The sequence below is a fragment of the Aliiroseovarius sp. D2-2 genome (assembly GCF_055809455.1).
Genome location: NZ_CM147913.1, coordinates 2,669,325 through 2,691,643 on the forward strand (window position 1 = coordinate 2,669,325; position 22,319 = coordinate 2,691,643).

Below are 22,319 nucleotides of genomic sequence, written 5' to 3' on the forward strand. Positions count from 1 at the left end.
AATTTAGCTATGTATAACAAAATACTCGTTCCCATGGCCCTTGATCATGGGATTTCCCAGCACACGCTGGAAATCGCCCGTGCCCTGTGCGCATCTGGCGGCCAGATCACCGCCTTGCATGTCTATGAAGTGCCCAAGGGATCGGTCAGCACGTACATCGGCGAAGACACCGTGCGCCGCGGATTTGAGCGTGCAAACGAGATCACTTCAGGAAAAGGTCTCCGGGCTTGACGATGTGGATGCCCAAATCACGCGCGGTCAAGCGCACCGGGCCATCATCGAATATGCCGTGTCCCACGATTTCGACTGCATTGTGATCGGATCACACAAACCCGGCCTTACGGATTACCTAATCGGGTCCACAGCCGCGCGGGTGGTGCGTCACGCCCCTTGTGCGGTGCACGTGCACCGAGACAGCTAGATTTTACTCAAACAGGACGCCTACTTATGAACATCGACAAAAAGATCGCGGATGATCTCGTTGCCAATGACGTCTCTTTCATCACCACCGTGCCCTGCAAGCAGCTGGCCGGTGTGATTGAAGAAGTTGATCAGCGCGACGACATTTTCCATATTCCATCAAACAAAGAAGACGAAGGCATGGGCCTGTGCGCTGGTGCTTGGATGGGCGGAAAACGTCCGGCCATCATCATGCAAAACACAGCCATCGGCGTGACCATCAATACTCTGGCCACTCTGACCCAGTTTTACCGGATGCCCCTGCCCATGCTGATCTCGTATCGCGGAGAGCTGCGTGAACCCGTGGCCTGTCAGGTTGAAATGGCGGTGCACACAAAGGCTTTGTTGGCGCAGCTCAATATCCCAACCTATCACTTCCACAAGCAAAGCGATGTCGAGGAATTTGACAACATCCTGAAATACACCTTCATGTGCAACAAACCCGTGGCGATCCTGACCGACGCCAACTTTTGGGGAGGCTACGGCGACCAATGATCCGTTCTGAAATCCTGCGCGAGATCGCGCCAATTCTTCGTGACCAACTGGTTGTCTGCAACATCGGTATTCCCAGCCAAGAACTGCATGCCATCGACGATCAGCCGTCAAACTTTTACATGCTGGGCACCATGGGGCTTGCGTCATCAATCGGTCTTGGCCTTGCATTGGCACAGCCAAAAACGGTGATCGTGATTGATGGCGACGGGTCGGTTCTGACCAACCTTGGCACGTTGCCGACCATCGGCAACAACGCCCCCAACAACTACATCCTGATGATCATCGACAACGGGTCCTATGGCTCGACCGGTGATCAGCCGACTTATACCGGCATGAAAACCGATCTTGCTGGCATGGCGCGCGCGGCAGGCAGCGACAATGTTGTCGAAGTGCAGGACGTAGACACCGGCAAAGCATTGCAAGAGGCTATCGACGCAGGCAAGCCAACAGTCATGGTCGTGAAATGCGACAGCGGCAATGCCAAAATGCCAGTCATCACGATGGACCCGGTCATCATCCGTGATCGCTTTATGAAAGCGGTCGCAAGCTGATGGGCGCAAATGCCATTCATTGTGCCGAGGATGCCCGCCGCCTTGCGCGGCGCAGACTGCCGTGGATGGTGTTTGACTATATCGACGGCTCTGCCGGACAAGAAACAGGGGCGGCGCGCAATCGTGCCGCCCTTGATGCTGTTACTTTGCGTCCCCGTATCCTGAAGGATGTTAGCCAGAGGTCTTTGGCCAAAGAAGTATTCGGTGCGCCTGCGGATCGTCCCTTTGGCATTGCACCCATGGGAATGTGCAACTTATCGCGCCCCGGTGCTGATCTAATGTTGGCCCGATTGGCCGCGCAATACCGCGTGCCCCATGGCGTCTCAACCGTCGCCTCGACCCCGATGGAGAAGATTATCGAGACCGCCGAAGGTCATGCCTGGTTTCAGCTTTATTTTAGCGGCGATGGCATTGGCACGTTCAAGCTGGTCGAGCGGGCGAAGGCGGCAGGCTATACCACTTTGGTCCTGACGGTGGACGTTCCAGAAGTTGGTCGTCGCCCCCGCGAGCTGCGTCATGGCTTCACAATGCCCTTCCGCATCGGCCCGCGCCAGTTCATGGATTTTGCCCTGCATCCACAATGGTCCTTGGCCACGCTATTCGCGGGCAAGCCGCAGATGGCGAATTTCGACTTGGACGGGTTCGAGTTTGATCGCACTGCTACACGGGCCAATGTCACATGGGACACACTTTCGCGGCTTCGAGATGCGTGGCCCGGCAAGCTGGTGATCAAAGGCGTTTTGGATGTCGAGGACGCAAAGCAGCTTGTCAGCGCAGGTGTGGACGCCATTCAGGTGTCCAGCCATGGTGCGCGGCAGTTGGAAAGCGCACCCGCCCCTATCGAGATACTCAAGGACATTCGCGCGGCGCTCGGCCCAGAAATCCCCATCTTCTATGACAGCGGCATCCGATCTGGCGAAGACGCCTTAAAGGCCTTGTCGCAAGGTGCTGACTATACATTCGTCGGCCGCGCCCTTCAGTTCGCAATCGCCGCAGGTGGAGAAGCTGGACTTCATCGGATGTGGGAGGTTCTTAGCGCCGAAATGAGCAACGCAATGGCGCAGATCGGGGCGGAAACGCTCCAGAATTTAGAGTAGCCCCGCTCAGACCAACACGCGCAGCGATGTTATACTGGCACCTCGAAGCTTCGCTTGACCTCTCTTAAAACCACATTGGTTTGTGCACTTTCTACGGCTGTCAGACGAAACAAAAACTCTTCCAGAAATGCATTGTAGGCCGTGATATCGCGACACATTACCCGCAGGTGATAGTCCGCTTGCCCGGTTGTCGCATAACATTCCAACACCTCTGGACGCGCTTCGATGGCTGAGATGAATTCTTGCAAGCGTTCGGGATTGTGTCGCGTTAGTTGAACGTGAACCAAGGCCTGAAACGTCAGCCCAACTGCTTTTGGGGCCACACTTGCGCGGTAGCTTTCGATCACGCCGTTTTCCTCTAATGACCGTGTCTTGCGCCAACACGCCGACGAGGAAAGACCGGCCTGCTCGGCCAAGTCAGCGTTCGATATCCGGCAATCTGCCTGAAGTTGCTTCAGAATCTGCCGGTCTCGTGCGTCCAGTTCCATTTGGTTGATTTATCCTTATTCCCTCACCTACCCGATAAGATTACTCGATTTCAGTCGATAAAGCGATCAATTTTGGTCACTTTATTCGCCGTCATCGCGATAAATTGGGTAAATCCAGCAAGGAACCCATAATGACCGAGCAATCTCACCAATTCACCTCCTACAATTTGTCAGACCGCTATGCGCGCGAGGACGGTCGCGTTTTTCTGACGGGAACACAGGCTTTGGTGCGGATCATGCTGGATCAAGCACGCCGTGACCGCAATGCGGGGCTGAACACAGCGGGCTTTATTTCGGGCTATCGCGGATCACCGCTGGGCGGACTGGATCTTGAGCTTTGGCGCGCACGCGACGAGACAGAGCGCAACCAGATCACCTTCATGCCCGCCGTGAACGAAGACCTTGGCGCGACGGCCGTTCTTGGCGCACAACAAGCCACATTGGACCCAGATTGCACCGTCGAAGGTGTGTTTTCCATGTGGTACGGCAAGGGCCCCGGCGTCGATCGATCTGGCGATGCGCTCAGACACGGAAACGCCTATGGGTCTTCTGAAAAAGGCGGCGTTTTGGTGGTTGCGGGTGACGACCATGGCTGCGTTTCGTCCTCCATGCCGCACCAGTCGGACGTCGCCTTCATGACGTGGTTCATGCCAACGCTGAACCCCGCAAGCGTCGGTGAGTATCTAAGCTTTGGTGAATACGGTCTGGCGCTTAGCCGGTTCTCGGGCACATGGGTTGGGTTCAAGGCGATTTCCGAGACGGTGGAATCCGGCCAATCTGTCGAACTTCCGCGTGACCGCGACTTCGACATGCCTGATCTGGACCTTCCACCGGGTGGGCTGCATGTTCGCAACTCTGACCTTCCCAGCCCCGAGATTGAAACCCGGATCGAACACAAGCTGCGCGCGGTTGAAGCCTTTGTCGAGGCGAACCCGATTGATCAGCGCATCTATGACATTGATGGCGCAGAGTTTGGGATCGTCACCACAGGCAAAGGTCATCTGGACTTGATGGAGGCGTTGCGCCTTCTTGGCTTGGACGAAGCCGCCTGCCGCCGTCTTGGGATCGACATTTACAAGGTCGGGATGGTCTGGCCTTTGGCGCGACGTGACGCGCTTGGCTTTGTACGTGGCAAGAAAGAGGTTCTTGTCATCGAAGAAAAGCGCGGCATCATCGAAAGCCAATTCAAAGAGTATTTCTATGACTGGCCGGGTGACAAACCGGACAAAATGGTGGGCAAACACCGCGCTGCGGGCGATCCGCTTTTGCCCTGGACGGGCGAGCTTAGCCCGTTGGATTTGGTTCCGGTATTGGCGGAACGATTGGATCACTTCTTTCCGGGTGAAGCCCTTCTGCAGAAGGCCAAAAAGCTTACCGACACCCCCCCAACGTTGCTGAGCGTTTCGGGCGCAAACCGCACCCCCTATTTCTGCTCGGGCTGCCCACATAACAGCTCGACCAAACTGCCCGAAGGCAGCAAGGCGGCATCCGGCATCGGGTGTCACGTCATGGCAAGTTGGATGGATCGAGAAACTGTTGGTTACGCGCAAATGGGCGGCGAAGGCGTGCCGCAAGTGGTTGCCTCGCAATTCAATGGCGGCAAACACATCTTCCAAAACCTTGGTGAGGGGACGTGGTACCACTCTGGATCTTTGGCGATCCGGCAAGCCGTCGCCGCCGGCACAAACATCACCTACAAAATCCTCTACAATGATGCCGTCGCAATGACCGGCGGCCAGCCTGTCGACGGCCCTGTAAGTGTGCACGGCATTGCCCAGACCTGCCACGCCGAGGGGATCAAGCGAATCGCGCTGATCTCGGACGACATCGCCAAATTCAAGCGCGCCGATTTCCCAGCTGGGACCAGTTTCCATCCGCGAACCGAACTTGATGCGGTGCAGAGAGAGCTGCGCGACATTCCCGGCGTGACCGTCCTGATCTACGAACAGACCTGCGCGACAGAAAAACGACGCCGTCGCAAACGGGGCAAGATGGACGACCCCAAACGCTTTGCCTTTATCAATCCCGATGTTTGCGAAGGGTGCGGAGATTGCTCGGTCGAAAGCAACTGCCTGAGCATCGAACCACTGGAGACAGAATTCGGCCGCAAACGGAAAGTGAACCTGTCCACCTGCAACAAAGACTTCTCGTGCCTGAACGGATTTTGCCCAAGCTTCGTAACGGTTGAAGGTGCGGTACGGCGCAAGAAAACGGGCAAGACGCTGGATATGGCCAGCCTGACAGCTGATCTGCCCTCGCCACCCTTGAACCGTTTGGACACCCCGTTCGACCTGCTTGTCACCGGCGTTGGTGGCACAGGCGTTGTCACGGTGGGTGCGTTGATTACGATGGCAGCACATCTTGAAGGCAAAGGCGCTAGCGTTCTGGATTTCACCGGATTTGCCCAGAAGTTCGGCACTGTGCTGAGCTATGTTCGGCTTGGCAGCTCCCCCACCGCGATCAATCAGGTTCGCATTGATCAGCGCGCGGCGGATGCTGTGATCGGGTGCGATGTGGTGGTGTCTTCCGCCCCGCGTGCGTCGGTGCATTACGGGACGGGTACTCAGGTCGTATTGAACTTGGCCGAGATGCCCACCGGTGATCTTGTTCTGCATCGTGATGCCCAGTTGAAAGTCGATCAGCGCGAATCCGCGATCCGTACGCTTGTCGGGGATGATGCGGTTTGGAGCTTTGACGCTAACGATCTGGCTGAAAAATTCCTTGGCGACAGCGTGTTCGCAAATGTCATTCTGCTGGGCTACGCATGGCAAAAAGGATTGGTGCCGGTCAGCCTGTCATCCCTGAAACAGGCGATCCAGTTGAATGCTGTCGCGACCGAAAAGAACAACCATGCCTTTGATCTGGGCCGCGTGCTTGCCGAGAAACCAGAGGCGATTGACGATGAGCCCGTTGATCCTGCCGACACCTCGCTTTCGGCGCTAATGGACAGGCATGTGGAGTTTCTGACGGCCTATCAGTCGGCGGGCTATGCAAACCGATACAAAAACACGTTGGAGAAATTTCGCGCAGCCCTGCCTTCGGACAACGCGGAAGAAATGTGCAAGCTGGCTGCAAAATCCTTGTTCAAGCTGATGGCGTTCAAAGACGAATATGAAGTTGCCAGACTGCACACCAAACCCGATTTCGCGCAGCAGCTTGAGGCAGAGTTCGAACCCGGTTACCGCATCAACTATCACATGGCGCCCCCGCTGCTTTCCATGAAAAAAGATGCGCGCGGCCGCCCTGCCAAACGCAGCTTTGGTCCGTGGATGAAAGGGGCGATGCGGTTGCTTTCCGGTATGCGGGGTTTGCGCGGTACGGCCTTTGATCCCTTTGGATACACACACGAACGGCGCGAAGAACGCGCGATGATCACTTGGTTTGAAGGCATCCTGTCTGAGCTGCCTGGTATGACCGGAAATCTCGACACAGGTTTGGTTCAGGAAGTCCTATCCGCCCCAATGGATGTGCGCGGGTTTGGCCCGGTGAAGGAAGAGGCGACAAAAGCCTGTAAGTCACGTGTGGCAGACGTCATGGGACAGGGCTGACAGGCCCTGCCCCGTAGGTTTATTCAGCGTTGAACACAAACAAGGTTTCGCCGTTGATTTTATAGTCGTTGATCAAGGCTTTAGCCGTGTCAGAGACAAGCCAGGATTCAAGCTTGGCGGTCAGTTCTGTTTTCACATGCGGGTGTTTTGCCGGGTTCACCGGCAGGAAGGCGTATTGATTGAACAGCACAGGATCACCTGCATAGACCAGCGCCAAGCCGCCCTTATTGCCAAAGTTCAGCCAACTTGCGCGATCCGCCATGATATAGGCGTTCAGTCCGGCCGCCGTGTTCAAAGCGGCCCCCATTCCCGCACCAACTGCGTTGTACCAAGCCCCTTCGGGGGCAACGTCGGCGGCAGCCCACAAGCTAAGCTCTTTCTTATGTGTGCCGCTGTCATCTCCGCGACTGACGAAGGGCGTAGCGCTGTCTGCGATCCGCGTTAATGCGTCTTTCGCGCTGGTGGCGCCACCCAATTTCGCACCGTCATCAGAAGGGCCGATGAACACGAAATCATTATACATAATCTCGCGCCGATGGGTGCCGAACCCGCCCGCCAGGAACGTGTCTTCGGCTTTGCGTGAATGAACAAGGATCGCATCGACGTCGCCCGCCTCGCCCAGTTTGATGGCCTGCCCAGTTCCAACGACCAAAAGCTGAACCTCGATCCCGGTATCCTCTTTGATCTGGGGCAGCAGAATGTCCGAAAGGCCTGAGTTGTGAAACGATGTGGTCACCGCCAGCTTCATATCGTCAGCGAAGGCTGCTCCGGCCAGAAGGGTTGATGTGACAACGGCAAAGATGGTCCGTTTCATTCGACAATGTCTCCGTTTAGGAAGGCTTGGGCTTGTGCGGTGGACGCTCCGCCAAAAAAGGCCTCGGCAGAGCTGTGTTCATGGATATTTCCGTTCAACAGGAACAACACTTCTGTCGCCAAGCGTCGGGCTTGTCCCATGTCGTGGGTCGACATGATGAGCCGTGTACCACCTGCCGCTGCACGGCTTAGAATTTCCTCGATCTCACGGGTGGCTCGCCCATCAAGCGACGCGCAGGGCTCATCAAGAAACAACAATTCTGGCTGGGTAATAAGCGCCCGCGCAAGGGCAAGTTTCTGGCGTTCTCCACCTGATAAATACGGGGCGGGACGATCCAGCATCTCGCTCAACCCGACGTCTACAGCAGCTCGTGCTGCGCGGGCTTTAGCCTCGGTTCGGGGTAGACCTGACAAGCGAAGAGGATAGGCAAGATTGTCCAAAACAGTTCGGCGCATCATAATCGGTTGCTGAAAAACAAAAGCCTGATGCGCACGGGCTTCTTCGGGTGGGCACGCCCAATGAATACTGCCGCCACCAAGCCGTGCAATGCCATGCATCATACGCAGAAGAGACGTTTTTCCAGCGCCATTGGGACCAATCACGATGGTCACGCCTTTGGCCTGAAGCTCAAGATACACGGGGCCAACAAGCACTTTGCCAGCGCGGCGTAACAATGCGCCTTCGAGTTTTACTGGGAAGAGATTGCTCACCAGCGGCCTCCTCTTTCCGTGCGTCCGATCATGTGGATTGCAAGGTTTACGGCGATGGCCATGGCGATCAGAACAAAGCCCAAGCCAAGGGCCAGCGCAAACTCACCCTTGCCGGTTTCAAGCGCGATGGCTGTGGTCAGAACGCGGGTGTGGTGATCGATGTTACCGCCCACAACCATGATTGCGCCGACCTCACCTATCGCGCGGCCGAACCCGGCCAGCGATGCGGTCAGCAGCGCACGCCGCCCGTCCCAAAGAAGTGCCTGAACACGTTGGGTCTGCGACGTATTCATCGATATCAGCAGGTCATGATAATCAGACCACAGCTCGCGCAGGGCCTGATGTGCAATTGATGCGATCAGCGGCACGATAATGATGACCTGCGCGATGATCATGGCCGTCGGCGTAAACAGCAACCCCAACACACCAAACGGTCCTGAACGGCTGAGCATGACGTAGACGATCAGCCCCACCACAACAGGGGGCAACCCCATCAGCGCATTCAAAACGGCAATGGTAACCCGCCGCGCACGAAACCGGCGCACTGCCAAAAGCGCCCCAAGCGGAAGCGCAATCGCCGAAGCAATCACAAGCGCGGTCAGCGTGACGTAGAGCGACCGCAGCGTGATCTCAACCAGATCCGCATCCAACGTGATCAGCAACCAGAAAGCCTCGGTTATCCCGGACCATATTTCCAAGACGTCATCCCTTAACGCGTTTTGCAGGACCGTGGCCCGCATGGCCAAACTGTCCGATCATCTAAAGACTGATCAACCATATCATGCGCAACAGAAAAACCGATTTCTTAGGCAAAAGCGGCGAACTGGACATTTTGACCGTCCAAATTGCCGTGTTCGTCGGGATGCACACCAATTCGACCAAGCTTCTTTCTGAAAGCGGTCATTGGGCTGGCCTGTGTATCTCATTCTCTTGACCTGTCTACTGCAGACCCTCTGATAAATCTGTCGTGCCGATGGGTTCATGATGAACCCACGCCATCACCCCCCAACAGACCCTCAGGGATGCGCTTCCCCTAAGTGTTTCTATTCATAGTGGTAAACTGCCAAAAAAAATACATCCTTAGTCTGTAATTTGCCGTGATCCGTGTTGGCGGAATGTCCTGCATCGGTAATGGTTAACGTGATTAACTAAAACGAGTTTTGTAACGATCGCGAACAACCACCATATTATTGGGGATACAGGGATGGAAAAGCAAAAGATTGCCGTGATTGGCGGCGGCGTGGGGGCTATGACAGCCATCTACGCGATCACGCAAACCGCTGATTGGGAAAAAAAATACGATATTACCGTCTATCAACTTGGTTGGCGTACAGGCGGCAAAGGCGCCAGCGGGCGCAATGCTGAATTTGGTCAGCGGATCGAAGAACACGGGCTGCACGTCTGGGCTGGCTTCTATCAAAACGCCTTCCGAAACATGCGTCGTTGCTATGAACAGATGGTCGAGCTTGGATTGCGCAAAGAAAGCGACCCGCTTGGCACGATGGACAAAGCATTCAAACCCCTGTCGCACCTTTTCCTTGCAGAGCACGTACCAACCGATGATCCCGACGAGAACCCGTGGCGCCCATGGGTAATAGATCTGCCCGAAAATGATCAAGTGCCCGGAGAAGAGACCGAGGTCCCGTCCCCTTTCGAAATGATGATGCGCATTCTTCAGATTATGCTGGAGTTCCTGCGTCGGGGCGAGCTCGAAGGCGGTGCTGATGGCCCGTTGGGGATCGAAGTCCCAGATGGTCTTTTGGATCGACATGAAAGCATCCTGTCGCACCTGAAGGCACTGCCCGGTGCTGGCCTTCCGGTTGGCCCTCACAATTCGGATCTGTTGCTTGAGATCATCGAAGATGCTCAGGCCGAGGTGCACAAACAGCAAACCCCCGAAAACTTGGCGCGTGACAGTGTGCGGCGCGGTTTGAACCTGATGGATATCGGACTGGCCTATATGCACGGCGTTATCAGTTCGGACACTTTCACCAGCGGCTATGACGTCTTGGATCAGTGGGAGTTTACAGATTGGCTGCGTATGAATGGGGCCAGCGTACAAGCTCTGAAATGGGCTTCGATCCGGGGCTGCTATGACTTCGTGTTTGGTTTCCCAATGGGGAACACCGATCGACAGGGCGACACCGGTGCAGGGACGGCCTTACGTGCCATGACACGTCTGATTTTCACCTACTCAAAGGCCATCTTTCACAAGATGCAGGCGGGAATGGGCGACACGATTTTCGGACCCTATTATCAGGTGCTGAAAGAGTTGGGGGTGAAATTTGAGTTCTTCAACGCCGCCCGCAACCTGCATCTGAACGAAGACCGCACGCATATCGATCGCATCAGCATGGTCCGGCAGGCCAAGGTGAAATCGGGCAGCTATGATCCGCTGGTTGATGTAGACGGCTTGCCCAGCTGGCCGTCCGAACCGTTGTGGGATCAGCTTGTCGACGGGGCACAGCTGAAGGAAAGCGGCGTCAATTTTGAAAGCGAACGCACTCCGCCCACGGGGGAAGCCTATACGCTGACACGAGGCGAAGATTTTGACCTTGTGATCCTTGGGGCTTCGATCGGATCGCTGCCCTATATGACGCAAGAATTGTCAATTGCGTCAGAGCGTTGGCGCAACATGCTCGACCGTGTAAAAACCGTCAGCACGCACGCCATGCAGCTGTGGCTGAACAAAACTCCGAAACAGTTAGGGTGGGAGAAACGCGTTAAGGCGCATAACTCGCAAAAGTCTCTCCCCCCTTCCCCTATGCGCACTGTGATCACTGGGTTTGCGGAACCTCTGGACACATGGGCCGACATGTCCCACCTGATCCCTCACGAGGATTGGAAGGGCAAACGACCGACTTCAATTGCTTATTTCTGCGCCCCTGCCCCGGAAGGCGAAGACCTCAGTGAATTCCGCGACAGTTTCCATAAATGGATGGACAAAGATCTGGTCAAAATGTGGCCCGGCGCAGAAAAAGACAGCAAGTTTGACCGCAGTCTGCTGCATGAAAGCGAAGAAGCCGGGATATACTCGCGCGTCAACATGTTCGGATCCGAACGTTACGTGCTGTCGGTTGCCAACAGTGTCTACCACCGGCTGGCCCCGTCGCAGAGCGGCTTTGCAAACCTGTATTTGGCCGGCGACTGGACCCGATGCGGGTTGAATGCGGGCTGCGTCGAAGGGGCAACCATGTCAGGCATTGCCTGTGCCTCGGCCCTAACCGGCGAAACGCTTCTAAACGTAGGGGCCGAAGATATTGCCCGCGAGGAAACAGTATCTGAGAAGGCAATGTTCCAGACGAACTCGATTTCTGGAACCAAGTGGCCTCTGACGCCCTTCTTTGCGCGGGGCGAGATGAGCGGCGTCTTCCTATTTTATGAACTGCCACGCGCCGAGGTTCAGGCCATGCTTCCCCCTGGGATTGAACTTGGACCAAGCCCGCTAAGCCGCCCAGGATACCATCCTGTTGGGATGTCGTTTTGCCACTATCACAATGTGCGCGGGTCGTTCGTGCCGGATTTTTTGGCCATGTCACCTTATGGCGAGGCAACTTTTGCCATTCCCTATACGCGCACGGCCGAAGCACGTCAGGCACCCCTGCTTTATCCCCGCAGGCTTTACGTAAACAACAAGTCCGCAATCATGGCTGGAAAGGTATTCTATGCGATGCCGAAGGTCTGGTCGGATATCAAGGTCGAGAACACGCGCTTCACCGCATCAGGGTCGCGCGGCATGAAGATCGAAGCAAGCTTCCAGCAGCATCATGATCCAGACCCCCTGCCCGGCCATCCGGCACAAAAGGCGATTTCGAATCTTCTGAATATGACCTTTGTCACTCGGAACTCTTCTGGACGATTGTTCTACAACGCTTTCGACCTGCAACTTGATCGTGCCTATGTCGCCCCTGTTTCTGCCCAGATCGAGGTTAAAGACCCGGATCCACTAGGTTTTCCGACAACAAAGTTTGACGCCGCCCCATTACAGTTGCAAACTGGTGATCGCCTTCCCGGTGCATTCCGGGTTTGGTGCTCATGGGCGATGACCAACCCGTTGGATTCAAAACGGGTACGTCATGCGGCTATGGCGAGGGAGTGGGTTCGACAAAGATCGATGAGGTAAGAATGCAGGCCACCAACTGTTTGTCATGTGCAGAGCCACTTGTTGAGGGCGCGCGGTTCTGCAGCAGTTGCGGGACTGAAGTCATCGCAAACACCGACAACCCTGAACTTCGGATCCTGACCATTCAGTTCATCGACCTTGTTGGCTCGACTGCATTTGCCAGCTCGACCGAGCTCGAAACCTATGACGATACCATTGCTGCGTTTCACCAACAGGTGAATGACACGGTGGAAACCTACAGGGGCCGTGTTCTGCAACGCTATGGTGATGGCGTATTGTCTTGCTTCGGCCTGGATCACGACGGAGAGGATTCAGCCCTTTCCGCGATCGCCTCGGGCCTCTCTATTGCGAAGGCAATGCCTGAGCGTGTGAATGGGCAGCAAGTGCGTGTTGGGATCGATACCGGGCAGATCATGTGTCGGGTCGGCCAGCAAGGCACCTTGTTCCCGCAGCTGACCGGGCTGCATGTGAATAGGGCTGCACGTTTGCAGGAACAGGCCAAAACCGGCGGCGTCGTGATTTCGGGGCAGACCAAATCCTTCCTGTCGCGCCTTGCACGGCTTGATGAGGCTGTACAAGACACGCGCAAACTTAAAGGGATAGACGAGCCTGTTGAGTTGATTGAAGTCACTGGCTTCCATTTTGAGGAAGATCACACCAAACAGTCAGAACTGCTGGAGCGTGATAAAGAGCTTGCTTTGTTGAAAGGTGAAGCCACGCGCGCACATGCTCTGATCGGCCCAGCTGGCATCGGAAAATCAGTTCTTTTGGATGCGTTTGATCGTGCGCAGAAGGGCTCGAACGTGATCAAAGTGGATGCGCGTGCAAACCTTCAGCAATCCGCGTTGTTTCCGATCAGTGAGACACTTCGACACGAATTCAGCCTGAAAAGCCAATCCGAACTGTCGGATCAGGATGCGAAACTAAAGTCCATTGGGATCACCTTGGCCGACCAAGATCAAATGGTGATGGCGGGTCTTCTTGGTTTACAGGCTGCTCAGCCGGTTTTGCTAACCCCTGAACAGTTACAGTCTCGTCGGATTGCGTTGGCCACCCGTGCGCTTGCAGGGCTTGCGCAAACACGACGCGCTGCGCTGACCTTTGATGACCTGCACTGGTTTGACGACGACACGATCGCGGTGCTTGAATCTTTGTTGAAAGCAGAAGGCAGCTCTCAGCGTATCGTGGTCACCAGCCGCCCGTCAGACAAGATCGACGCGTTGCTCGACAGCACATCCATCGAGGCGGTTCATCTGGCACCCCTCAGCAACGAAGCGGCACAAGCAGCGCTGTCTTCGTATCCGGAGTTTGATGACGCACAACGCGGTCAGATTATTGAAGCTGCCGAAGGAAACCCGCTGTTTCTATCCGCATTGGCCACCCACGCCCGTCAGTTTGGATCTGGCGATGCAGCGCAACAACTTCCGCAAACGATTGAAGCCACATTCCAGGCGATCATCAATGGGTTCGGAGCCCTGCGCGACGTGGTTCAATGTGCCTCTGTACTGGGGCGCGAGTTCAAGTCTGAACATGTGGCGCATCTGTTAACCGATCGCCAGAACTTGGAAGACGAACTGCGCGTTCTGACCATTCGCGGTATGTTCAATCCACGCGCTGATGGGCTTTCATTCGATCACATCCTTCTGCGTGATGCTGCGTATGAAATGATCCCCGGAAAGCGCCGGCGTTCCCTTCACAAGAAATTCGCCGATGCAATGCAGGTGCAGGACCAGGCCTATTGTGCGACCTATCCCCATCTAATCGCGGATCACCGCATTGCAGCGCGGGATCATGATCAGCTTCCAGCCGCATGTATGTACGCTGGTATTCATATGCTGATGGCCGTGAACTTTGATCAGTCGATGGCCTATCTGGACCACGCACGAACCGATATGGAGGCCCAGGCCGCCCCAGAAAAAGCATCGCGCGTGGAATACCTTCCAGTTTTGTCGCTTCTGGCCAGTGCAACCGTGCAACGCATGGGGTTTGCGCACCCAATAGTTCTTGAACGCTATCAGCTTCTGGAAGACGCCGTTGGACATGCAGAAGGCACTGACCGCCAACGCATGACTGCGCTTTATGGTTTGTTTGCACACCGCATCATCAACGGCCGCGTTCGTGAAAGCGGTGAATATGCCGACATGATGAAAACCTTGGCCGAGGACGGAGATGACGAGCTAAAGGTCATTTGGTTGGTGAATGAAACTGCGCATGCTTTGTATTCAGGTCAATTTGATCGGGCGGCCACTGGCAGTGCAATGCTCAAGTCGCTCTATAAAACAGAAGACCATGGGCGACTGTTCTTAGAGCTTGGCGCGGACCCACTTGCGTCGGTTCTGTCAGCTGACGCGCATGTGCTAGCGCGTAAAGGTGATCTTGAAGGTGCTTTGGCGGCGATGGCAATAGCGCAGGACCATCTGAAATCCATCGGCGCAGTCGCCCAGATTCCGTGGATTCACATCTTCGGTGGGCAAGCATTGCTTGCGGGTGGGCATCTAGACCTCGCTGCGCGTGAAATCCAAGCAGGCATCGAAGTTGCGGACGAACAACAAGCGCAGTTCTGGTCACTGAACGGTCGGCTTTGGCTGACTATCGTGCAGATCTATCAAGGGCACACCGTCGAAACCCCAGCAGCTTTGGAAATGATGGTCGAACAGGCCAGCATGATTGGTGCCGGTTTGAACGCCCCATTTTATAAAGCGGCCTTGGCAAAAGCGTATTTGGCGAATGGCGATCTGGAAACGTCACAATCACTTCTCGATCAGGCTGAAATTTTGTCTGAAGAGGTAGGAGAGTATGAGTGGGACCACTCCATCCGCGAAATACGGACAGAGTTTTCGCAAACTCAAACTGGTGTGTCGGCGCCTCTGGGCCTGAGTTCCCAGAGCTGACGTAGCGCCTCACCACTCACGGTAGCCAATAATGGCATGACCAAACCCCGTCCGTCATCTGACGGGGGAAGACACTTAGGCGTCCCGGAAACCCGGGCATAATACTCACTCCAAAACGCCGTAAACAGCGCCACCCAAAGCGAGCTTTTTAGTATCTAAGCGTGCTAAAATTACTTTCCCCAAAAGCTTTCAGCGTCTTCCCCTTTTGAATAGCACGCAGCCTATGGGTCACCTGTGACGCACATCACAGTTGGGCAAATTACTTCACATTTTCACTATTTTCTACCTATGGGGGATTTTCAATAAAGCTCATGATTTGAGCTGTTTATCAGTCGTCGCCTTGCGCCAACTCTTTAAGCCGCGCCCGATCTTCGATCACGACATGGCCCTTTTCAAACCGCGCAATTCCGTCACGTGCCCAAGCCTTAAGCTGCCTGTTCACGTTCTCTCGTGTCAGTCCAGCATAGGCCCCTAACCAGCTTTGGCTGGCCTTCACCAAGTTCTGTTCCGTGTTGTCACGCGCGGTCGATGCCAGAAGCCTTAGAAGGCACGCAGCCAGTCGTGCCTGACCACTTTGCATCGTTTGGACTTCGAACATCTCGGATGCATTGCGCGCCTTCTGGCAAAGGGCTTCGATCACAAGGATTGCGCTGTCAGGATCTTCACGGAACAGTTGCAAGACGTCGCCGCGCTGAACTTCAATTGTTTCCAGCCTTTCAAGCGCCACCACATCGGCGCTGCGCGGTCCGCCATCCAAACACGCGATATCACCCAGAACGTCCCCCGGCGCGGCCAATCCAAGAATAGATTTCTGACCAAGCGCGGTTGTCACGCTGACCTCGGCGGTCCCCTCTTCAACGATCAGCAACGTCAGTCCGGGATCGCCAAACCGGAACACCACATCTTTCTTCTTGAAGACGCGGCTGTGACCACGCTGTCGCAGTCGCTCAAATGCGCCTGCTCCAAGAGAGTTAAATACCATGTGTTCCTCACCTACAAACCCAGCCAGCCTCATCTGGTTGGCCATGTCTGGGCTTTCCGCTACGCGCTCAGACACCTGAAAGCAAATAAAAAGGCCTTGAGCGTGTCCCACCCAAGGCCTTTTTGTGCATCTGCTTGCGAACTAATCGCGTGTTTAGCCGCCAAAATCGTCAAGCATAATGTCTTCGCGGTCGACGCCAAGATCCAGCAGCATGTTGATAACCGACTGGTTCATGATGGGCGGACCACACATGTAGTATTCGCAATCTTCTGGTGCAGGGTGATCTTTCAGGTACTCGTCATAAAGTACGTTGTGAATGAACCCAGTGTAGCCGTCCCAATCATCTTCCGGCAGTGCGTCAGACAACGCGACGTGCCACGTGAAGTTCGGGAATTCTTTCGCGAGCTCGTCAAAATCTTCAACAAAGAACATCTCGCGCTTTGAGCGGGCGCCATACCAGAAGGTGATCTTGCGATCTTTGTTTTTCAGCCGCTTAAGCTGATCAAAGATATGGCTGCGCATCGGGGCCATACCGGCGCCACCGCCAACAAACACCATTTCTTTCTCGGTCTCGCGTGCAAAAAACTCACCAAACGGACCCGAGATTGTGACTTTGTCGCCCGGCTTCAGATTGAAGATGAAGGACGACATCTTGCCCGGAGGTATGCCTTCTGATCCCGGAGGGGGCGAAGCCACACGGACGTTCAGCATGATCATGCCTTTTTCATCCGGATAGTTGGCCATTGAATAGGCGCGTTCAACCGGCTCATCCAAGACAGACTTGTATTGCCACAGATTGAACTTATCCCAATCTTCGCGATACTCATCTTCCACGTCGAAATCAGTGTAGTTTACCTGATGTGCTGGGGCCTCGATCTGGATGTAGCCACCCGCGCGGAAGTTCACATCTTCGCCTTCAGGAAGGTCCAGAATAAGCGCCTTAATAAAGGTCGCGACGTTCTCGTTGGAACGCACAGTGCATTCCCACTTTTTGACGCCGAAGACCTCTTCCGGGACTTCGATTTCCATGTCCTGTTTCACAGCCACCTGACAGGATAGGCGGTCACCACACGCGGCCTCGCGCTTGGTGATGTGGCTTTCTTCGGTCGGCAGGATCGACCCACCGCCAGAATGGATTTTCACACGACACTGTGCGCAGGTGCCGCCGCCGCCACAGGCTGACGGAACGAACAATTTCTGCTCGGCCAAGGTCTGCAGAAGCTTGCCGCCTGCAGGGACAGAAATCGTCTTTTCGCCGTTCACGGTGATGTTCACGTTACCTGTGGACACCAGTCTCGAACGGGCCGCCAGAATGATCGTGACCAACGCCAGAACGATCAGGGTGAAAAGGATGATACCAAGACTGAAGGTTGCCATATGTGTTGCCCCTTACAGTTTCACGCCAGAGAAGGACATGAAGGCCATCGCCATCAGTCCTGCTGTGATGAAGGTGATCCCCAGCCCTTGCAGGCCGTCTGGGATGTCCGAGTATTTCAGCTTTTCACGCACACCTGCCATCGCGGTGATCGCCAGCGCCCAACCGAAGCCGGACGAGATGCCGTATGTCACCAATTCAGCGAAGTCATAACTGCGTTCCACCATGAACAGCGACCCACCAAGGATGGCGCAGTTCACCGTGATCAACGGCAGGAACACTCCGAGCGCGTTGTAGAGCGGCGGGAAGTATTTATCCAAAACCATCTCGAGGATCTGCACCAGCGCGGCAATCACACCGATATAGGAAATCAGGCCAAGGAAGGTCAGGTCCACATCCGCGAACCCTGCCCAGCTGAGCGCGCCGGGGGCCAGCAGATAGGTCAGGATCAAGTTGTTGGCCGGGACTGTGATCGCTTGCACGACCATGACCGAGATGCCCAGACCGATGGCGGTCGAGATCTTCTTTGAGACAGCGATGAAGGTACACATGCCAAGGAAGAAGGACAGGGCCAAATTTTCAACGAAGATTGCCTTTACGGCGAGGGATAGGAGCGCTTCCATTAGTGTGCCTCGGCCGTTTGAATTTCGTATTCACGTTCTTCGACCTGACCAGGTTTCCATGTGCGGAACGCCCAGATGATCAGACCAATGATGAAGAACGCTGACGGGGGCAGCAGCAGCAGGCCGTTGGGAACATACCAGCCACCGTTGTTTACGGTTTCCAGAATGGTCACGCCAAACAGGCTGCCCGAGCCGAAAAGCTCGCGGATCACGCCGACCAGCATCAGGATCAGGCCATAGCCCAGACCGTTGCCCACACCGTCGATGAAGCTGTCTATGGGGCCGTTTTTCATGGCGAAGGCCTCGGCCCGGCCCATCACGATACAGTTGGTGATGATCAATCCCACGAAGACCGACAGGGTTTTCGAGATTTCGTATGCGAAGGCTTTCAGCACCTGATCCACCAAGATCACCAGCGATGCGATGATCACCATCTGCACGATGATCCGGATCGAACTGGGGATTTGACTGCGGATTATCGAGATGAACATGGACGAAAACGCCGTCACCAAGGTCACCGCGATGGCCATGACGAAGGCCACCTGAAGCGATGACGTCACCGCCAGCGCCGAACAGATACCCAGTACCTGCAAGGTGATTGGGTTGTTGTCGACCAACGGGTCGATCAGCATCTCTCTGCGTTTATGGGCCATTAGATATCCCCCGCTTTCAGATTTGCCAGGAAGGGCGCGTAACCGCTTTCACCCATCCAGAAGTTCAGAAGGTTGTGAACACCCGCCGTGGTCAGCGTTGCCCCTGCCAGTGCGTCGATGTGGAAATCTGCACCTGCTGCTGGTGCCGTCTTGGCGACGCTGATCTGAAGCTGTCCGTTCTCATCCGCCAGTTTCTTGCCATTCCAAAGCGACTTCCAACGCGGGTTATCAACCTCGGCGCCAAGACCCGGCGTTTCAGCGTGTTCATAGAATTGCAGTGCGAAGATGTCGTTGCCGTTTTCTTCCAGCGCGATGAAGCCGTAAAGCGTCGACCACAAGCCATAGCCATGGATCGGCAAGATCACCTTGTCGATCTCGCCCGCATCGTCGCGCAGCAGATAGGCGGTGACAAATTTTCCCTGACGGACAATGCCTGCCGGGTCGTCATCCAGCACAACCGAGGTCGCAGGATCATCCGCCACATCACGGTCGTCAAAGCTGGCCGGATCAAACGCGTCAGTGAAGGTACCGGTTTCCAGTTCCAAAATGCGTGGCTCAAAGGCCTGGAACGACTCAAGCACATCTTGGTTGGGATCATAGATGCCCGCGACCTGCAGAATGTTGATCTGCTTGTCTTTCAGCGCGTTCACCTCTTGCAGCGGGCGCAAGGCCACGGCTGCGGCCAACACGATCATCGAGGCGACAAGACACAGGGCAACAGCCACGAAGACCGTTTTGCCAACCGAGTCAGCAGGCGCATCAAGGAAACGGCGTATGGGGCCTTTGTTGGTGTTCAGATCGTTATCAGACATGGCGTTTTGCCCTGCGTTTGATGTTGGCCTGAACGACGAAATAGTCGATCAGCGGTGCGAAGACGTTGCCGAACAGGATGGCCAGCATCATGCCTTCTGGGAAAGCCGGGTTGATGACGCGGATCATCACGACCATGAAGCCGATCAGCGCGCCATAGATATAGCGGCCCATATTGGTGTGCGCGCCCGAAACAGGCTCGGTCACCATGAAGACCAGACCGAAGGCATAGCCACCCAGCACGAGGTGCCAGTACCACGGCATTGCAAACATTGGGTTGGTATCAGAACCGATCCAATTCAGCAGCAGTGAGAAGCCAATCATCCCTGCCAGACAGCCCACCACCATACGGTAGTTTGCGATCTTTGTAGCCAGAAGGAAGATCAGGCCAATGATACAGGCCAAGGTCGAGGTCTCGCCCATTGATCCAGGGATGAAGCCATAAAAGCTGTCCCACCAGGTGATGCCGCGCGTGGCCAGCGCCTGAAAACCGTCCGATGCTGAAACGGCAAGCGCTGTTGCGCCGGTAAACCCGTCCACCGGCACCCAAACGCTGTCACCCGACAGTTGTGCCGGATAGGCGAAATACAGAAAGGCACGGCCGGTCAGCGCCGGGTTCAGGAAGTTCTTACCGGTTCCGCCGAAGACCTCTTTGCCGATCACGACACCAAAGATGATGCCCAGCGCAACCTGCCAAAGCGGTGTCGTTGCGGGAACGATCAGCGCGTAAAGCATTGAGGAAACAAGGAAACCTTCGTTCACTTCATGTTTGCGGACGGTGGCGAAGATCACCTCGAAGATGCCACCTGCCACCAGCGTCACGATGTAGATCGGCAGGAAGTACAGAAGCCCGTGCGCCATGTTGGCGAAGGCGCTGGCCGGGTTAAACCCGATGCCCAATGCCTCGATGATCGCTGCACGCCAGCCCGAGGCGCCGAACTCGGCAATTGCCATGTTGGTCTGGAAGCCAGTGTTATACATCGCCATCAGGATGCACGGGATCGTCGCGATCACCACATAGGTCATGATCCGCTTCATATCGACGTAAGACCGCGCATGAGGTGCGGCGGTCGTTACCGTCTTCGGCGTATAGAGAAAGCTTTCCACCATCTCGTAGATGGGGAAGTACTTTTCAAATCTACCGCCCTTTTCGAAGTTCGGTTCGATCCGATCGAAAAAATTACGCAAGCCCAAAGGTCTACCCCTCTTTCTCGATCTTCGTCAGACTGTCGCGCAGCGCCAGCCCATACTCATATTTCGCGGGACAGGCAAAACCGACAAGACCAAGGTCTTCTTCGTCCAGTTCAAGCGCGCCCAGCGCTTGTGCCTGATCGGTGTCCATCACCAAAAGTGCGCGCAGAAGCTGCGTGGGCAGGAAATCCTGCGGCATCAGCTCTTCAAACGTACCGGTTGGCACCATCGCGCGGCGACCGCCGTTCATGTTCGAGGTCAACGGGAACTCGCGCTTGGCAAAAGCCGAGCCAAGAACCGGCTGAACCGCATATTTGGCGAACATCGGGCGGATTCATCCCATCGGGATCTGCTTCGTGTCCTCTTCAATCAGGGTGATCTGGCGGGCATAGCGGCCAAGATAGCCATCTGCGCCATCGCCTGCCCGTCCGCTAAGGACCGAGCCCGAGATCATGCGCACTGGCATATCACTGGGAGCGTCCGCTGCGGCCAGATCGGGCATCGACGCACCAGCGATGGTGCGGATCAGGCGCGGGTTGGCACAGGCCGGGCCAGCCAGCGAAATGATGCAGGACGCATCGTATTTGCCGGTCAACAGTAGGCGTCCGATAACAATCACATCCTGATAGCCGATCGTCCAAACAATCTTGTCTGCGCGTGGCGGCTCAAGGAAATGCATGTGCGTGCCGGACAGACCTGCGGGGTGTGGGCCAGCGAAAGCAGCAGCCTCAACCCCGGCAATGTCTTGCCCCGGCAAGGACACGCCGTCGGCCTGACACAAGTAAGTTTTGCCTTCGCTCAGCGATGCAATGGCCTCCAACCCTTTCGCAAAGGCATCAGCCTCTTCGGCGATGATCACAGCAGGATCAGCGGCCAAAGGCTCGGTATCCATCGCATTCACATAGATCGCAGCTGCGCGAGTCGCTGGATCGGGTATTTTTGAATAGGGGCGTGTGCGGAAAGACGTCCAAAGACCGGCGGCGCACAATTTCTGCACCAGCCCTTCGGAAGTAGACGCATCCCCGACTTTCGAAAAGTCAGTCGGCTTAGCTGCGTCTTTCGACACTTCAATCTCAACGCTGATCAGCTTGCGCCGCGCGCCGCGATTGATGGCCTTAACCGTGCCTGCGACAGGGGAAACAACCTGTACGTCCGGCATATCCTTGCTGGACAGAATCGGTGTACCCGCGCCAACCACATCACCTTCCGCGACTAAGATTCGCGGTTTCCAGCCGATGTAATCATCTCCAAGAATGGCAACCGACTGCGGATTCGGGCCGTTCTTCACATCCGAACTGGGTGCACCAGAGATCGGAATGTTCAATCCTTTGCGTAGCCTATACCGCTGCACAGTGTTCACCTCTTCAGATTGACTTGCCGCTATATGCAATGTGTGCGCGGCGGACGAAAGGGCCTTTTTACATTGTGAATGCCATTTTCTTGTTGAAAAGACCATTATTGTCTAAGACAAGCCAGACTGAATTCAAATGACAGACCCTTCAAAGACTG

At 55.5% G+C, this 22,319-nt stretch carries 17 protein-coding genes and 2 pseudogenes; 8 read left to right on the top strand and 11 right to left on the bottom strand.

From position 1 onward, the window contains the following. Positions 1 to 9 precede the first annotated feature (9 nt). The 4 genes and pseudogenes from AC0L6A_RS13110 to AC0L6A_RS13125 all read left to right on the top strand — a co-directional run bounded on the left by AC0L6A_RS13110 (position 10) and on the right by AC0L6A_RS13125 (position 2,602). Positions 10 to 421, top strand: a pseudogene (locus AC0L6A_RS13110) (universal stress protein). A gap of 26 nt (positions 422 to 447) precedes the next feature. Further along, positions 448 to 954 (top strand): sulfopyruvate decarboxylase subunit alpha, encoded by a 507-nt coding sequence (comD, locus tag AC0L6A_RS13115; protein ID WP_108857162.1) that lies wholly within the window; start codon positions 448 to 450, stop codon positions 952 to 954. Continuing rightward, a complete protein-coding gene (gene comE / locus AC0L6A_RS13120; protein ID WP_246936244.1) occupies positions 951 to 1,505 on the top strand; it encodes a sulfopyruvate decarboxylase subunit beta in 555 nt (184 codons plus the stop codon). The genes comD and comE overlap by 4 nt, the downstream gene beginning before the upstream one ends. After that, positions 1,505 to 2,602, top strand: a complete 1,098-nt coding sequence (locus tag AC0L6A_RS13125; RefSeq protein WP_473290652.1) for an alpha-hydroxy acid oxidase — start codon at positions 1,505 to 1,507, stop codon at positions 2,600 to 2,602. The genes comE and AC0L6A_RS13125 overlap by 1 nt, the downstream gene beginning before the upstream one ends. 29 nt (positions 2,603 to 2,631) lie before the next feature. Here the strand turns inward: AC0L6A_RS13125 and AC0L6A_RS13130 are convergent, their stop codons facing one another. Next, a complete protein-coding gene (locus AC0L6A_RS13130) occupies positions 2,632 to 3,090 on the bottom strand; it encodes an Lrp/AsnC family transcriptional regulator (RefSeq protein WP_473290654.1) in 459 nt (152 codons plus the stop codon). Between the two features lie 131 nt (positions 3,091 to 3,221). Here AC0L6A_RS13130 and AC0L6A_RS13135 point away from each other — a divergent pair, with 131 nt between their 5' ends. After that, complete coding sequence (locus AC0L6A_RS13135) at positions 3,222 to 6,638, top strand: indolepyruvate ferredoxin oxidoreductase family protein (protein WP_473290656.1); 3,417 nt, start codon at positions 3,222 to 3,224, stop codon at positions 6,636 to 6,638. 19 nt (positions 6,639 to 6,657) lie between these two features. Here the strand turns inward: AC0L6A_RS13135 and AC0L6A_RS13140 are convergent, their stop codons facing one another. Genes AC0L6A_RS13140 through AC0L6A_RS13150 form a run of 3 tightly spaced genes read right to left on the bottom strand, consistent with a single transcriptional unit; the run spans position 6,658 to position 8,902 of the window. Beyond that, positions 6,658 to 7,452, bottom strand: a complete 795-nt coding sequence (locus AC0L6A_RS13140; RefSeq protein WP_473290657.1) for an ABC transporter substrate-binding protein — start codon at positions 7,450 to 7,452, stop codon at positions 6,658 to 6,660. Beyond that, a complete protein-coding gene (locus AC0L6A_RS13145; protein ID WP_473290659.1) occupies positions 7,449 to 8,162 on the bottom strand; it encodes an ATP-binding cassette domain-containing protein in 714 nt (237 codons plus the stop codon). Before AC0L6A_RS13145 ends, AC0L6A_RS13140 begins: the two co-directional genes overlap by 4 nt. Continuing rightward, complete coding sequence (locus AC0L6A_RS13150; protein WP_473290661.1) at positions 8,159 to 8,902, bottom strand: ABC transporter permease; 744 nt, start codon at positions 8,900 to 8,902, stop codon at positions 8,159 to 8,161. Before AC0L6A_RS13150 ends, AC0L6A_RS13145 begins: the two co-directional genes overlap by 4 nt. Before the next feature lie 41 nt (positions 8,903 to 8,943). Between AC0L6A_RS13150 and AC0L6A_RS13155 the strand changes: the two genes are divergently transcribed. The 3 genes from AC0L6A_RS13155 (at position 8,944) to AC0L6A_RS13165 (ending at position 15,176) form a co-directional block, all read left to right on the top strand. Continuing rightward, positions 8,944 to 9,096, top strand: coding sequence for a hypothetical protein (locus AC0L6A_RS13155; protein ID WP_473290663.1), 153 nt, complete (start codon positions 8,944 to 8,946; stop codon positions 9,094 to 9,096). Between the two features lie 270 nt (positions 9,097 to 9,366). Further along, on the top strand, positions 9,367 to 12,285 hold the full coding sequence (locus tag AC0L6A_RS13160) for an acetoacetate decarboxylase family protein (protein ID WP_473290665.1): 2,919 nt from the start codon (positions 9,367 to 9,369) through the stop codon (positions 12,283 to 12,285). 2 nt (positions 12,286 to 12,287) lie between these two features. Then, entirely contained in the window at positions 12,288 to 15,176 is a 2,889-nt protein-coding gene (locus AC0L6A_RS13165; protein ID WP_473290667.1) for an ATP-binding protein, read from the top strand. A gap of 328 nt (positions 15,177 to 15,504) precedes the next feature. Here AC0L6A_RS13165 and AC0L6A_RS13170 read toward each other — a convergent pair whose 3' ends face one another. From AC0L6A_RS13170 to AC0L6A_RS13200, 7 genes and pseudogenes are all read right to left on the bottom strand, one after another. Continuing rightward, on the bottom strand, positions 15,505 to 16,233 hold the full coding sequence (locus AC0L6A_RS13170) for a Crp/Fnr family transcriptional regulator (protein WP_473290669.1): 729 nt from the start codon (positions 16,231 to 16,233) through the stop codon (positions 15,505 to 15,507). 78 nt (positions 16,234 to 16,311) lie between these two features. Then, the gene (gene nqrF, locus AC0L6A_RS13175) at positions 16,312 to 17,535 is read right to left on the bottom strand and encodes an NADH:ubiquinone reductase (Na(+)-transporting) subunit F (protein ID WP_473290671.1); all 1,224 of its coding nucleotides are present in this window, start codon (positions 17,533 to 17,535) and stop codon (positions 16,312 to 16,314) included. 12 nt (positions 17,536 to 17,547) lie between these two features. Further along, positions 17,548 to 18,156, bottom strand: a complete 609-nt coding sequence (nqrE, locus tag AC0L6A_RS13180; RefSeq protein WP_473290673.1) for an NADH:ubiquinone reductase (Na(+)-transporting) subunit E — start codon at positions 18,154 to 18,156, stop codon at positions 17,548 to 17,550. Beyond that, positions 18,156 to 18,809 (bottom strand): NADH:ubiquinone reductase (Na(+)-transporting) subunit D, encoded by a 654-nt coding sequence (locus tag AC0L6A_RS13185; RefSeq protein WP_473290675.1) that lies wholly within the window; start codon positions 18,807 to 18,809, stop codon positions 18,156 to 18,158. Before AC0L6A_RS13185 ends, nqrE begins: the two co-directional genes overlap by 1 nt. Then, complete coding sequence (locus AC0L6A_RS13190) at positions 18,809 to 19,621, bottom strand: Na(+)-translocating NADH-quinone reductase subunit C (protein ID WP_473290677.1); 813 nt, start codon at positions 19,619 to 19,621, stop codon at positions 18,809 to 18,811. The genes AC0L6A_RS13185 and AC0L6A_RS13190 overlap by 1 nt, the downstream gene beginning before the upstream one ends. Then, positions 19,614 to 20,813, bottom strand: coding sequence for an NADH:ubiquinone reductase (Na(+)-transporting) subunit B (locus AC0L6A_RS13195; RefSeq protein ID WP_473290679.1), 1,200 nt, complete (start codon positions 20,811 to 20,813; stop codon positions 19,614 to 19,616). Before AC0L6A_RS13195 ends, AC0L6A_RS13190 begins: the two co-directional genes overlap by 8 nt. A 4-nt stretch (positions 20,814 to 20,817) precedes the next feature. Continuing rightward, positions 20,818 to 22,161 (bottom strand): annotated as a pseudogene (locus tag AC0L6A_RS13200) (Na(+)-translocating NADH-quinone reductase subunit A). Positions 22,162 to 22,319 lie beyond the last annotated feature (158 nt).

What these genes read in the sequence shown, in the direction of transcription:
- comD (WP_108857162.1), top strand. Translation starts at nt 448, where the DNA reads ATGAACATCGACAAAAAGATCGCGGATGATCTCGTTGCCAATGACGTC.
- comE (WP_246936244.1), top strand. Translation starts at nt 951, where the DNA reads ATGATCCGTTCTGAAATCCTGCGCGAGATCGCGCCAATTCTTCGTGAC.
- AC0L6A_RS13125 (WP_473290652.1), top strand. Translation starts at nt 1,505, where the DNA reads ATGGGCGCAAATGCCATTCATTGTGCCGAGGATGCCCGCCGCCTTGCG.
- AC0L6A_RS13130 (WP_473290654.1), bottom strand. Translation starts at nt 3,090, where the DNA reads ATGGAACTGGACGCACGAGACCGGCAGATTCTGAAGCAACTTCAGGCA.
- AC0L6A_RS13135 (WP_473290656.1), top strand. Translation starts at nt 3,222, where the DNA reads ATGACCGAGCAATCTCACCAATTCACCTCCTACAATTTGTCAGACCGC.
- AC0L6A_RS13140 (WP_473290657.1), bottom strand. Translation starts at nt 7,452, where the DNA reads ATGAAACGGACCATCTTTGCCGTTGTCACATCAACCCTTCTGGCCGGA.
- AC0L6A_RS13150 (WP_473290661.1), bottom strand. Translation starts at nt 8,902, where the DNA reads ATGCGGGCCACGGTCCTGCAAAACGCGTTAAGGGATGACGTCTTGGAA.
- AC0L6A_RS13155 (WP_473290663.1), top strand. Translation starts at nt 8,944, where the DNA reads ATGCGCAACAGAAAAACCGATTTCTTAGGCAAAAGCGGCGAACTGGAC.
- AC0L6A_RS13160 (WP_473290665.1), top strand. Translation starts at nt 9,367, where the DNA reads ATGGAAAAGCAAAAGATTGCCGTGATTGGCGGCGGCGTGGGGGCTATG.
- AC0L6A_RS13165 (WP_473290667.1), top strand. Translation starts at nt 12,288, where the DNA reads ATGCAGGCCACCAACTGTTTGTCATGTGCAGAGCCACTTGTTGAGGGC.
- nqrF (WP_473290671.1), bottom strand. Translation starts at nt 17,535, where the DNA reads ATGGCAACCTTCAGTCTTGGTATCATCCTTTTCACCCTGATCGTTCTG.
- nqrE (WP_473290673.1), bottom strand. Translation starts at nt 18,156, where the DNA reads ATGGAAGCGCTCCTATCCCTCGCCGTAAAGGCAATCTTCGTTGAAAAT.
- AC0L6A_RS13185 (WP_473290675.1), bottom strand. Translation starts at nt 18,809, where the DNA reads ATGGCCCATAAACGCAGAGAGATGCTGATCGACCCGTTGGTCGACAAC.
- AC0L6A_RS13190 (WP_473290677.1), bottom strand. Translation starts at nt 19,621, where the DNA reads ATGTCTGATAACGATCTGAACACCAACAAAGGCCCCATACGCCGTTTC.